Annotated in this window: 12 protein-coding genes; 8 read left to right on the top strand and 4 right to left on the bottom strand. The window is 68.7% G+C overall.

Annotation, left to right across the window (positions count from 1 at the left end; genetic code table 11):
- Window positions 1-201: 201 nt before the first annotated feature.
- The 3 genes from OB2597_RS13190 to rpsD all read left to right on the top strand — a co-directional run bounded on the left by OB2597_RS13190 (window position 202) and on the right by rpsD (window position 3095).
- Window positions 202-1116 (top strand): lipid A-modifier LpxR family protein, encoded by a 915-nt coding sequence (locus OB2597_RS13190; RefSeq protein ID WP_009806077.1) that lies wholly within the window; start codon window positions 202-204, stop codon window positions 1114-1116.
- A 149-nt stretch (window positions 1117-1265) separates the two neighbouring features.
- Window positions 1266-2327, top strand: a complete 1062-nt coding sequence (locus OB2597_RS13185; RefSeq protein WP_009806076.1) for a Hint domain-containing protein — start codon at window positions 1266-1268, stop codon at window positions 2325-2327.
- A 147-nt stretch (window positions 2328-2474) separates the two neighbouring features.
- The gene (gene rpsD / locus OB2597_RS13180; RefSeq protein WP_009806075.1) at window positions 2475-3095 is read left to right on the top strand and encodes a 30S ribosomal protein S4; all 621 of its coding nucleotides are present in this window, start codon (window positions 2475-2477) and stop codon (window positions 3093-3095) included.
- 153 nt (window positions 3096-3248) lie between these two features.
- Here the strand turns inward: rpsD and OB2597_RS13175 are convergent, their stop codons facing one another.
- Together OB2597_RS13175 and OB2597_RS13170 are read right to left on the bottom strand one after the other, a co-directional pair.
- Window positions 3249-4685 carry a UdgX family uracil-DNA binding protein gene (locus OB2597_RS13175; RefSeq protein WP_009806074.1) on the bottom strand — a complete coding sequence of 479 codons (1437 nt, stop codon included), beginning with the start codon at window positions 4683-4685 and terminating at the stop codon, window positions 3249-3251.
- A 79-nt stretch (window positions 4686-4764) separates the two neighbouring features.
- Window positions 4765-5988, bottom strand: a complete 1224-nt coding sequence (locus OB2597_RS13170; protein ID WP_009806073.1) for a putative DNA modification/repair radical SAM protein — start codon at window positions 5986-5988, stop codon at window positions 4765-4767.
- Window positions 5989-6184: 196 nt separating this feature from the next.
- Between OB2597_RS13170 and OB2597_RS13165 the strand changes: the two genes are divergently transcribed.
- Complete coding sequence (locus OB2597_RS13165; protein WP_009806072.1) at window positions 6185-7603, top strand: homospermidine synthase; 1419 nt, start codon at window positions 6185-6187, stop codon at window positions 7601-7603.
- Window positions 7604-7630: 27 nt separating this feature from the next.
- Here the strand turns inward: OB2597_RS13165 and OB2597_RS13160 are convergent, their stop codons facing one another.
- Complete coding sequence (locus OB2597_RS13160; protein ID WP_009806071.1) at window positions 7631-8020, bottom strand: MAPEG family protein; 390 nt, start codon at window positions 8018-8020, stop codon at window positions 7631-7633.
- Window positions 8021-8206: 186 nt separating this feature from the next.
- On the opposite strand from OB2597_RS13160, the gene hisC reads away from it, so the two are divergent.
- Genes hisC through OB2597_RS13145 form a run of 3 tightly spaced genes read left to right on the top strand, consistent with a single transcriptional unit; the run spans window position 8207 to window position 11006 of the window.
- A complete protein-coding gene (hisC, locus tag OB2597_RS13155; RefSeq protein ID WP_009806070.1) occupies window positions 8207-9295 on the top strand; it encodes a histidinol-phosphate transaminase in 1089 nt (362 codons plus the stop codon).
- A complete protein-coding gene (locus OB2597_RS13150) occupies window positions 9292-10212 on the top strand; it encodes a prephenate/arogenate dehydrogenase family protein (protein ID WP_009806069.1) in 921 nt (306 codons plus the stop codon). The genes hisC and OB2597_RS13150 overlap by 4 nt, the downstream gene beginning before the upstream one ends.
- Window positions 10209-11006 (top strand): extensin-like domain-containing protein, encoded by a 798-nt coding sequence (locus OB2597_RS13145; RefSeq protein WP_009806068.1) that lies wholly within the window; start codon window positions 10209-10211, stop codon window positions 11004-11006. Before OB2597_RS13150 ends, OB2597_RS13145 begins: the two co-directional genes overlap by 4 nt.
- Here OB2597_RS13145 and OB2597_RS13140 read toward each other — a convergent pair.
- Window positions 11003-11992: a DUF2125 domain-containing protein gene (locus tag OB2597_RS13140; RefSeq protein ID WP_009806067.1), complete on the bottom strand. Its 990-nt coding sequence runs from the start codon at window positions 11990-11992 to the stop codon at window positions 11003-11005. The genes OB2597_RS13145 and OB2597_RS13140 overlap by 4 nt on opposite strands.
- Window positions 11993-12062: 70 nt before the next feature.
- On the opposite strand from OB2597_RS13140, the gene OB2597_RS13135 reads away from it, so the two are divergent.
- Window positions 12063-12599, top strand: coding sequence for a gamma-glutamylcyclotransferase (locus OB2597_RS13135; protein WP_009806066.1), 537 nt, complete (start codon window positions 12063-12065; stop codon window positions 12597-12599).
- Window positions 12600-12608 lie beyond the last annotated feature (9 nt).

The raw sequence follows: 12608 nt of genomic DNA, 5'->3' as shown, positions 1-12608 counted from the left end.
CGCCGTCTGCCGAAGGGCCTGTCCCGACAGGGGGCAGCGGATGCGCCGGTGTGGCGATCTCGTCCGCGGTCTCGGCCGGCCGGAGGCAGCCGCAGGGCGCGGCGCGGCGGAAATGTCATTCTCGCCGGGTTTTCCCCGCGTCGGTCTTGGCGGCTCTGCCGGCGGCGCCTATGCAGGCGCAGTCACTGTCCGGGTCCCGCCATGCGCCGCATCGTCGCCATCCTCGTCTTCCTCCTGACCGCCGCCTCCGCACAGGCACAGGAGGGCCGCTTCCGTTATCTCGGTCACGGGCGGCTGGTCGTGAACGACGTGTTCGCCGACCGTCTCGACCGATGGCGCACCGGCTCGGTCGCGGCAAGCCATGTCTTCGGCCGCGGCTGGAGCGGCACCCTGCCGGACCGGCCGGGGGCGCTGCTCGAGTTCCGCGTTCTCGGCGAGGTGATCGCCCCCGCGCGTCTCGACCTCGCCTGGAACGGGGACAGGCCCTATTCTCAGGCGCTCTCCTTCGGTCTGCACAGCCACTTCCGGCGCGGCGGATGGGAAATGGCGGCGGGGGCCGACGTGGTGGTCACGGGGCCGCAGACGGGGCTGATGGATTTCCAGCATTTCCTGCACCGGGTCTCCAGGTTCGATCACACTGTCTCGGCCCAGGTGCGGGCGGCGCAGATCCCGAACGGCGTGCATGGCGCCGCGGTCTTCGAGGCCGGGCGCAGCTATACCCTGACCGACGGGGCGCGGCTCCGCCCGTTCTTGGAGTTGCGGGCCGGTGTCGAGGACATGGTCCGGATCGGTTTCGACTTCGCGCTCGGGCCGGCGGGGCGGGGGGACCTGATGGTGCGCGATCCCGTGACGGGGCATCGCTACCGGGCGCTCAACGGGTCCGCCAACGGATCGACCTTCGTCTTCGGCGCCGATGTGGCGAAAGTGGCCGAGAGCCTCTATCTCCCTGCCAGCCGCAATACACTGACTGATGCGCGGGTCCGGGTCCGCACGGGCGTTCATTGGCAGACCGACCGGTGGCGCGGCTTCTACGGAATGGCCTGGCTCGGGCCCGAGTTCGAACGCCAGTTCGAAAGCCAGGTGATCGGTGCGGTGCGGTTGCAGTACCGCTTCTGACACCGGCGCCGCCACGCCGCCCGGGAGGTACGTTCCCGACATCCATGGCGGACTTCCCCCCGACCCCGGAACTTGCTAGATTGAAAGGTATATGACCGGACGAACAAGTCCGGCGGAGCAGAACCCACGGGCGGGAAGGCAAGACAGGCATGGGAACGGGCTACAAGGGCACGTTCGTCATCTCATGGTCACAGACTGAGCTGGACGGCCTCCGGGCGGCCGGCCCCCATGCGCTGCGGATCGGCGCGGGTTGGTCGTGGACCGGAGAGGCGACAAGGGTCGACGGGCCGGGAGACATCCTCCGGCTCGACCAGCCGGAGGGCGGGCGCGAGATGCGCCGGCGGGCGGCGCGGGTCGTGCGGCGGCTGGTGGGCGAGGCGTTGGAGCGCCCCGCCGGAGATGGCGACCCGTACGACGACGACCCCTGGATGGACGGTGGTTTCGTCGTGACCGACGGACATGCTTCCTATGGCGCGACGATGATCGAAATCGGCAGCGGCCTGCCGCCTCTCGTGATGTTCGTCGATGCCATGCCGCCGCGCGGGCGCGATCTCTGGGTGGTCTCCCGCCGCATCGGTTCGCGCCGCGGGCCGGCGCCCGGCGTCGCCCGGGGCGTCATTTGCTTCACGCCGGGCACACGGATCGCCACGCCCTACGGCGTCGTGCCGGTCGAGGACCTGCGCGAGGGCGACACGGTTCTGACCAAGGACAACGGCCCGCAGGAGATCTGCTGGACCGGTGCCCGCCGCATGTCGGGCGCCCGTCTCTATGCGATGCCGCACCTGCGCCCCATCCGCATCCGCGCCGGGGCCTTCGGGATCGACCGACCGGACGACGAATTCCTCGTATCCCCCGAGCATCGTCTGCTGGTGAAGGGCCGGGCGGCGCGGGCGCTTTTCAACACGCCCGAGGTGCTGGTCACCGCGCGCGATCTGATCAACGGCACCACCGTCGTGCAGGATCTGCGGCTGCCCGAGGTGACGTACATCCACCTCCTGCTGCCGGCGCACCAGGTGATCTGGGCCAACGGGGTCGAGACCGAGAGTTTCCATCCCGCCAGCGCCGCCCTTTCCGCGCTCGGCCGGGTTGACCGTGACCGGCTGCTGGCCGGGATGCCGGACGTCGCGGCCGATCCGCTGACCTACGGCGGCTATGCGCGGCGCAACCTGACGCGCGCCGAGGCCGCGATCATGATGCACGAGGCCGCGTGACGACCCGGCCCGGTTGACACCCCCGATTCCGGCTGTATAAGCGCGGCTTCATTGGTGTTGGTGGCCCCCGCGAGGGGATGCCTGTCGCTCCGGCAGAAACCGGAGAAAGGACAACGCCCTTCGAAACCCGAACGAAGGAGATCAGCCGTGACCAAACGCACGTCTGCCAAGTACAAGATCGACCGCCGGATGGGCGAAAACATCTGGGGCCGCCCGAAATCCCCCGTCAACCGCCGCGAATACGGCCCCGGCCAGCACGGCCAGCGCCGCAAGGGCAAGATGTCCGACTTCGGCCTGCAGCTTCGCGCCAAGCAGAAGCTCAAGGGTTACTACGGCGACCTGACGGAAAAGCAGTTCAAGCGCATCTATTCCGAAGCCGCCCGGGTCAAGGGCGACACCGGCGAGAACCTGATCGGCCTGCTGGAACGCCGTCTCGACGCCGTGGTCTACCGCGCCAAGTTCGTGCCGACCGTCTTCGCCGCCCGCCAGTTCGTCAACCACGGCCACGTGCTGGTGAACGGCAAGCGCGTGAACATCCCCTCCTACCGCGTGAAAGAGGGTGACGTGATCGAGGTCCGCGAAAAGTCCAGGCAGATGGCGCTGGTGCTCGAAGCTGCCCAGCTGCCCGAGCGTGACGTGCCGGATTACCTGGATGCCGACCATTCGAAGATGACCGCGACCTTCGTCCGTACCCCGGGTCTGAGCGATGTGCCCTACCCGGTGATGATGGAACCGAACCTCGTGATCGAATACTACGCACAGAACTGATCGTCACGGATCAGCCGAGGGACAGGGGCCGCGCCGCAGGGTGCGGCCTTTTTCGTTCTGGGGAGGCCCGGGGGACCCGGGTCCATGGCTTCGCAGGAGTTCAGCGTTCGCGGGGGGCCGATTTCGCCAAAGGCCGCCACCTCTACGGCCGCGTCACGCGAGGGTCCTGGCGACCTCCGCCAGATCCTCTCGGAACCGCTCCGTCTCGTCCTTCTTCCGGGCCGGGTCGGGCAGGCGGAGGATGTAGGAGGGGTGGACGGTCAGGAAGACCGGCCCGCGATCGGTTTCCTCGATCCGGCCCCGGCGTTTCAGCAGGCCGGTGCGCGATCCGGTGAGGCTCTCGGCCGCGGTGCCGCCCATGGCGAGGATTAGGCGCGGGCGGACCAGCGCGATCTCGTGGTCCAGCCACCAACGCCCGTGCTCGATTTCGGTCCGGTCGGGGGGCTGGTGCAGCCGCCGCTTTCCGCGCTGCACGAACTTGAACCTTTTGACGGCATTGGTGACATAGGCGGCAGACCGGTCCAACCCGGCCGCGGCCGCCTCGCGGTCGAGCAGCTGGCCCGACGGCCCGACGAAGGGCCGGCCGGCACGGTCCTCCGCGTCGCCGGGCTGTTCGCCCACGATCATCAAGGGTGCATCGCCGGGACCCTCGCCGAGGACGATGCGGCCGTAGCCGTCGGGCACCTCGCGGTTCTCTTCCGCGGCGCGTCTGTGCAGGGCTTCGAAATCCATCACGCGATCAACGCCCGTGCCGGCCAGCCGTTCCGCGATCCGGGCCGCGCGAACCGGCGGCAGGGTGGGCGCGCGCGCCGCCATCTCGCGGACCCGGGCCTCGGCCCCCGCGATCAGGCCGGGGATGTGCCGCGCCTCGGGCAGGTTGTGCCAGTACTTTCGCGGCATTTCCGAGGTCATGGCCGAGACCTTGACCCGGGCGGGGTTGAAGATGTTGCAGAAGTAGGTGCCCCAGAGTTCTTCGGCCGCGTCTTGGGGCAGGTCGGGTTTCTGTGCGCCGGGGCCGAAGGTGAGCGTGCCGTTCTCGTGCCGGGCCGTGATGTCGGGCGTGGCGATGATCCAGTCCATGTCGGCGAAGCGGCGGGCGAAGAAAGGAGCGGTCGGCTCGAGCGTGTGGTGGGTGGGCTCGAACCAGGCGGCGAAGCGGCGGCGGCCGGTGGAGCCCGGTGCGATGTCGCGAAAGCGGACGAAGGCCTTCATCTTGTGGGCGCAGCGGCGGACGTTCTTCTCCATCTGCCGGAGGCGGACGAGACCGGGGTCGGCCGTGTCGCGGATCAGGGCGGGTCTTTCCGCGAGGCGCCAGAGAAAGGCGTAGAGCCGGGCGAACCGTTCGGGATCGGCGTGCCAGACGACCGTGCGGGCGAGGTCGAGGAAGGCCCGGGGCACCGTCAGCGCATGTGCCGTGCCCGGCGCGGGCATGTCGGGGGCGCCGAAGAGATCGGTCTGGGCGGGCGCGCCCGCCTGCCAGAGCAGTGCCTCGGGGCGGGTGCCGCGCCCAAGATGGGTGCGGGCGGCATCGCGCCATGCCCTGTCGGTGCCGATGCGGGGGAGGGAGACGGTGATCATGCGGACTGCCATTCGGGCAGACGCCTTCCATGGGTCCGCCCTGGCGGGCGGACCGGTGCCTCCGGCGGGGATACTTTGCGCAAGAAGAAGATCACAGGAGCGAAAGCTGTTCGGCTGGCGGGGCGAAGCGGGCGCGCAGATCGGCGCTGTCGGTCAGCGTGCCGGGCGACCAGTGGCGCAGGGTGATGAAGGGGGCCGCGTTCTTCAGATTGGCACCGATGCGTTTCAAATCCTCCCAGGCGAGGGTGCGGTGGCGGCGGGCGGCCAGGATGCGGCCTACCGTCTTCGTGCCGAAACCGGGCACCCGCAGCAGCATCTCGCGTTCGGCGGTCTGGACACGGACCGGGAAGAGATGGCGGTTGGCCAGCGCCCAGGCAAGCTTGGGATCGAGCGCGAGGTCGAGGTTGCCGTCGGGCCGTGCGGCGGTGATCTCGTCGACGCCGAAACCGTAGAAGCGCATCAGCCAGTCGGCCTGGTAGAGTCGGTGTTCGCGGACGAGCGGCGGTCTGATCAGCGGCAGAAGCGCCGAACTGTCGGGAATGGGCGAGAAGGCCGAATAGTAGACGCGTTTCAGCCCGAAACTGCCGTAGAGCCGGGTGGATTGCGACAGCACCGTCCGATCGGTCGAGCCGTCGGCGCCGACGATCATCTGGGTCGACTGGCCGGCGGGGGCGAATTTCGGCGGGCGCTTGCCGCCGTGGCTGCGGTCCTTCGCGGCGGCGCGGCGGGTCTGCACCCGGTCCATGGCGGTGCGGATCGTGGCGGGCGATTTCTCGGGTGCAAAGGCGCGCACCGCCTGCTCGGTCGGAAGTTCCACGTTGATCGACAGCCGGTCGGCATGCAGCCCCGCCTCGTCGATCAGCTCCTGCGCGGCATCGGGGATGGTCTTGAGGTGGATGTAACCCTTGAAGCCGTGACCCACGCGCAGCATCCGCGCGATGCGCACCATGTCCTCCATCGTGGCGTCGGGGGACCGGATGATCCCCGAGGACAGGAACAGCCCCTCGATGTAGTTGCGGCGGTAGAATTCCAGCGTCAGATGCACGACCTCTTCCGGGGTGAACCGGGCGCGCGGCGTGTTGGACGAGACCCGGTTCACGCAATAGGCGCAGTCGTAGATGCAGAAATTCGTCATCAGGATCTTCAGCAGCGAGATGCAGCGGCCGTCCGGCGCGTAGGCATGGCAGATCCCCGACCCTTCGGTCGAGCCGAGCCCGCCCTTGCGGCTGTCGCGCCGGGTCGTGCCGGAGGAGGCGCAGGAGGCGTCGTAGCGGGCGGCGTCCGACAGGATGGCCAGTTTTTCATTCAGGGACATGGGCATGTGTTCATGATATGTTCCGATTGTGGTGCGAACAAGGGCGCAGGGTTGCTCCTGTTTATCGGCGTCACAGATTCCCGCGGGGCGCGGCTGCGGTCCCTGCACCCTTGTGCCCCGGGTCCTGACGATGCATGGACGCGGCGCAGGACGGTCCTACCGTTCCGATGACGGATCAGCCGCAGGAGAGACGCCCATGACCCACCCCGTTTACGCCCGTATCGACGGCCCCATCATCCTGATCGGCTACGGGTCGATCGGGCGGGGCACGCTGCCGCTGATCGAACGGCATTTCGATTTCGACCGCGAGAGGCTGGTGATCGTCGAGCCGAACACCGCGCTTGCCGGCGACATCGCGAAGACCGGTTACCGTCATGTGGCCGAGGCGGTGACCGAGGCGAATTACCGCGAGCTTCTGGGCGGGCTGATCGCGCCGGGCGGATTCGTGGTGAACCTTTCGGTCGATACCTCCTCGCTCGATCTGATCCGGTTCTGCCGCGAGCAGGGCGTGCTTTACATCGACACGGTGGTGGAACCCTGGGCGGGCTACTACTTCGGTACCGACGACAATGCGGAGCGGACGAACTACGCGCTCCGGCAGGCCATGCGGGACGAGAAGGCGGCCAATCCGGGCGGCACGACGGCGGTGTCGTGCTGCGGCGCCAACCCCGGCATGGTGTCGTGGTTCGTGAAGGAGGCGCTGCTGATGCTGGCGCGGGATACCGGGGTGGCGGCCGATCCCGAGACGCGCGGGGACTGGGCGCAGCTGATGCAGACCCTCGGGGTCAAGGGCGTGCATATCGCCGAACGAGACACGCAGGTGCGGCTGACCCCGCGCGAACCGGGGCATTTCGTCAACACATGGTCGGTCGAGGGCTTCATCGCCGAGGGCTTCCAGCCTGCGGAGCTGGGCTGGGGCACGGCCGAAAGCTGGATGCCGGACAATGCCCACACCCACGACGCCGGCTGCCTGGCGGGGATCTGGCTGCAACAGCCGGGCGCGGCGACGCGGGTGCGGACATGGTGCCCGACGCCGGGACCGCAGTTCGGCTTTCTCGTCACGCATAACGAGGCGATCTCGATCGCCGACTACTACACGGTCGGCCCGGCGGAGGCGCCGGAGTTCCGGCCGACCTGCCACTACGCCTATCATCCATGCGACGATGCGGTGCTGTCGCTACACGAGATGTTCGGCTCGAACCAGATCCAGGACGTGCATCACATCCTCGACGTGGACGAGATCGAGCCGGGCGGCATCGATGAACTGGGCGTGCTGCTCTATGGGCATGAGAAGAACGCGCTGTGGTACGGCTCGCGCCTCTCGAACGAGGAGACCAAGGCCCTCGCCCCCGACCAGAACGCGACGGGACTGCAGGTGACCTCGGCCGTGCTGGCGGGGATGGTCTGGGCGCTGGAAAATCCGGAGGCGGGGATCGTCGAGACGGACGAAATGGACCACCGCCGCTGTCTCGAGGTGCAGCGCCCCTATCTCGGCCCGGTCGAGGGGCACTATACCGGCTGGACGCCGCTCACCGACCGGCAAACCCAGTTTCCCGAGGATCTGGACGAGGGGAATCCCTGGGCCTTCCGGAACGTACTGGAGCGGCTGGCCTGAAAGAATGTGCGGCCCTAGCCGGCCGCGTCACGGCCAGAGGGCGGCCCATCCCACCATCAGGATCCCCAGAAGGGAGATCGCCCATACCAGCGACCGGACCTTCGGCGTCCCCCTGGCGTAGAGCGGCAAGTAGATCGCGCGGGCCAGCAGATAGATCCAGCCCCCCGCCGTCACGCGCCAGTCGCTCGTGCCGGCGATCATGCAGGCCAGCAGCAGCGCGGCGAAGAAGGGAAAGGTCTCCAGAAAGTTGTCCTGCGCGCGGTGCAGCCGCCCGACGATCGGCGGCAGGTCCGGTGCGGGCGCATCGCGCGGGCCGGCGTTCCAGTCGGTGCCGCGAATGCGCGTCTCGACCGTGATGGCGGCGAAAATGTGCACGAGGCCGAGCAGGCAGGAGAGGACGAGGATGGTGACGGTCATGGGGGCTCCGGTGGCGATGACTCCGGCTTACATTAGCCCCTCGGGTCGGATGGTCGAGGGCCCCTTGCCGCCGGGCATCGCCTTTGGCGGACCTCCGGCGGTGCATTTGCCCTGCCAGCGCAAGCCCGGTCTGGTCTTGCTCCGGTGCACGGGCTATGACGGCCCGGACAGTCAGGTGGGATCGACATGACCGAACAGATCAAGCCGCAGCCGGGCATCATGGAGATCAAACTCTACCAGGGCGGGGCGTCCCAGGTGGAGGGCGTGAGCGAGGCCGTCAAGCTTTCGTCGAACGAAAACCCCTACGGCGCCGGCGAGGGCGCGCGCGAGGCGTATCAGCGCGCGGTCCACGACCTGCACCGCTATCCCCCGACGGACCACCTGTCGCTGCGCGGCGCGCTCGGGGCGCAGTACCGGCTCGATCCCGATCAGATCATCTGCGGCGTCGGGTCGGACGAGATCCTGACACTCCTCGCCCAGGCCTATGCGGGCCCGGGGGACGAGATCATCTATACCGAGCACGGCTTCTCGATGTACCCGATCATCGCCAACATGGTCGGCGCGACGCCCGTGAAGGTGCCCGAACGCGAAAGGGTCATCGACGTGGACGCGATCCTCGGGGCCTGTACCGATGCCACGCGGCTGGTCTACATCGCCAATCCGGCCAACCCGACCGGCACGATGATCGGCGGGAACGAGGTGGCGCGCCTTGCCTCGGGGCTGCCGTCGCGCTGCCTGCTGGTGCTCGACGGGGCCTATGCGGAATACGTCGAGGGGCACGACGGCGGGGCGCGTCTGGTGGCCAGCCGCGACAATGTCGTGATGACGCGGACGTTCTCCAAGATCTACGGGCTGGGCGGGCTGCGCATCGGCTGGGGCTATGGTCCGAAGGACATCATCGACGTGCTCAACCGGGTTCGCCAACCGTTCAACCTGTCGAACACGCAGCTCGCCGTGGCCGAGGCGGCCGTCAAGGACCAGGCGCATGTCGAGAAGTCGCGGGTCTCCAACACCCGACTGCGCGCCTGGCTGGCCGAGGCACTGGCCGAGCATGGCGTGCCCTCGGACACGTCCTGCGCGAATTTCATCCTCGCGCGCTTCGCCTCGCGGGACGAGGCCGAGGCGGCGGATGCCTATCTCAAGAGCCGGGGTCTGATCGTGCGGCAGACCGGCGGCTATGGACTGCCGCATTGCCTGCGGATCACGGTCGGCGACGAAAGCGCCTGCCGCCGCGTCGCCCATGCGATCGGACAATTCAAGGGAGGCGTGGCATGAGCGTCGTCTACGACCGCGTCGCGCTGATCGGTCTTGGCCTGATCGCCTCGTCCATGTTCTGGGCCATCAGGAAGGCCGGTCTCGCGGGCGAGGTGACGGGCTACGCGCGATCCGAACAGACGCGCGAGACGGCGCGCCGCATCGGGTTGTGCGACCGGGTCTGCGACAGCGCGGCCGAGGCCGTGGACGGCGCCGATCTCGTGGTTCTCTGCGTGCCGGTCGGCGCCATGGATTCCGTGGCCCGCGAGATCGCGCCGGTGCTCAAGCCCGGGTCCACGGTCTCGGACGTCGGGTCGGTAAAGCGCGCGGTGATCGAGGCGGTCGGGCCGCATATCCCGGAGGGCGTGCACTTCATCCCGGCGCACCCCCTGGCAGGGACCGAGCATTCGGGGCCGGAATCCGGCTTTGCCGAGCTGTTCCGGAACCGCTGGTTGCTGATCGTCCCGGAAGGCGGGGCGGACGAGGCCGCACTGGCCCGGCTGCGGGCGCTCTGGGAGGGGATGGGCTCCCACGTCGACGTGATGGAGCCGGATCACCACGATCTGGTGCTGGCGGTGACGTCGCATACGCCGCACCTGATCGCCTACACGATGGTCGGCGTGGCGGACGACCTGCGGCGCGTGACCGATAGCGAGGTGATCAAGTACTCTGCCGCGGGGTTCCGCGACTTCACCCGGATCGCGGCTTCGGACCCGACGATGTGGCGCGATGTCTTCCTGACGAACAAGGATGCGACGTTGGAGATCCTCGGGCGGTTCACGGAAGAACTCTTTGCGCTTCAGCGCGCGATCCGGACCGGAGACGGCGACCTGCTGCACGATTACTTCACCCGGACCCGCGGCATCCGGCGCGGGATCATCGAGGCGGGTCAGGACACCGACGCGCCGGATTTCGGGCGGGCCAAGGTGGGCGAGTGAGGGGCGTCGCGCTGGCCTGCCTTCTGGCCCTGACGGGGCAGGCGGCGCTGGCGCAGCCGCCCGAACGGTCGCTGCGGCCGGTGGCGCGGACCGCCGCGACGGTGGCGGGCGAGATCGCGCTTACGCCCCGCGCGGCCGATCGGCCGGACACCGTCGGCGTCACACGCGGGGTCGAACCGCGCGCCCCGTCTCAAAAAAAGGCCGTCCTGCGTCCCCGCCAGCGCAGCCCGCAGATCGAAGAGCAGGCGCGGCGAAAGCAGGCGGCGCGCCGTCGCGGATCGGTCTGCGGCGACGTGGCGATTCAGGGGGTGTCCGTCGGTCCGGTCGGCGGGCCGGGGGCCTGCGGCATCGATCAGGCGGTTCGGATCAGCTCGGTCTCGGGCGTCGGGCTGTCCACCCATGCGGTGATGGACTGCACCACGGCCAAGACCCTGAACACCTGGGTCGAGCGGGGCATGAAGCCGGCGGTCCGGCAAAGGGGCGGAGGGGTGACGCAGATCCGCGTGGTGGCGCACTACGCCTGCCGCACGCGCAACAACCAGGCGGGCGCCCGGCTGTCGGAACATGCCAAGGGCCGGGCTGTGGACATCGCCGGGTTCACCCTGCGCGACGGCAGCCGCATCTCGGTTCTCGACGGGTGGAACACGCGCCGCGACGGGGCGATCCTGCGCCGGATGCACAAGGCCGCCTGCGGCCCATTCGGCACCGTGCTGGGGCCAGACGCCAACCGGTTCCATCGCGACCACTTCCATTTCGACACGGCGCGCTACCGCTCGGGCAGCTACTGCCGTTAACGCAGGCGCAGCAACGGCGCCGGGCCGAGCGGGATGAATCCCAGGAAGACCTGGCCGTCGCGCAGCGTCAGCCCGATGTCGATCCGGTCCGGGTTGCCCGAAGACTCCGCCGCCATGGACAACGCGCCGGCGAGCATCCTGACGGCGTTCTCGGACAGGGCCTCCGACTCGCGCACGATGTCCAGCATCCGTTGCCAGTTCGTCGCCTGCAGGTCGATCTCTCCGCTGGCCCGGCCCCGGTCGTCGATGTCGAGAACGCCCATCGCGCGCAATGACATCACGCCCCATTCCGCGCTCACCTCGTCAAGGCGCAGCTGCGTCGGCTGCGGGCGCGCGCTGTCCAAAGCGCTGCGGTCCCAGGGCCGGTCGAAGGTGGCCTGCGCATCGAGGCGGGCGAACTGCATCTCGGCCGGCAGGGCGGTATCCCCCAGAAGGTTGCGCAGCGTGTCCAGCGGAGGCGTCACGTCCCGCGCCTCGAGCCCGAAGCGATAGCTCGTCTCGCCCGTGCGCTGCATGGCGAGGTGCAGATCGGCCATGGCCGCGGTCTCTGCCCCGGACAGCTGGAGCGCCTCGCCTTCCAGCACCGCGCGCTCCACCTCGAGCGCGGTTCCCGGGCGCAGCCTGAGCGAGGCGCGGAGCCTGTCGCTCTCGAGGTCGTACTTGTTGCGGGGAGTGGCGAAATGCACGTCCTGCGGCGCGACGGCAATCACGTGGGTGGGGCGGTAGGACAGGGCGAGGAGCTGGAAGACCGGCATGTCGACGGCGATTCCGCTCTCGGGGTCGGCCACCGCCAGGCCGCGCCACGTGGCGTCGAACCGGTTGGGAAAGCCGGCCAGGCTGAAATCGTTGTATTCGGCCACCCAGCCCTCGGCCCGCCGGGCATCGAACCACGCTTCGAACGCGTTCCGGCTGCTCGTGGCCCCGACGAACCAGTAGACGGACCACGCGAGGGCGGCGATCACGATCACGATGAACAGGCGTTTCACGCGCGGCCTCACTTGCTGCCATTGTCCTGACGTTATAGGTCGTGCAACCAAAAGGGCCAGAGCGACGACGATGTGGGTTTTCGGTTACGGATCACTTATTTGGAACCCGGAGTTTACCCCGGCCGAACGTGTGATCGCGACGCTCTACGGCTATCAGAGATCCTTCTGCATGTCATCGATCCATCATCGCGGCTCCGAGGCCGAGCCGGGTCTGGTCCTCGCGCTCGACGCGGCGCCCGAGGCCTCCTGCCTCGGCGTCGCGTTCCGCCTGCCCGAGGTCGGTCGCGAGGCGACGCTTGCCGCGCTGCGGGAGCGCGAGCTTGTCTCGTCGGCCTATCGCGAAGAGGTTCTGCCCCTGAAGCTGGCCGACGGGCGCATGGTCGAGGCGCTGGCTTATGTGGTGGACCGCGAACACCGGCAATATTGCGGGGCGCTCACGCTCGAGGAACAGGCCGTGATCATCGCCCGGGCCCGGGGTGGAAAGGGTCCGAACCGGGACTATCTGTGGCAGACGGCCGAGCATCTCGGGCTGTTGGGCATCGCCGACGCGGATTTGGATCAATTGTCGGCGCGAGTACGAGATATAGTGGATAATCGCTTGGCTTGACGCTGCATA

This window comes from Pseudooceanicola batsensis HTCC2597 (genome assembly GCF_000152725.1).
Taxonomy (GTDB): domain Bacteria; phylum Pseudomonadota; class Alphaproteobacteria; order Rhodobacterales; family Rhodobacteraceae; genus Pseudooceanicola; species Pseudooceanicola batsensis.
This window is presented reverse-complemented; position numbering and strand designations above follow the sequence as displayed.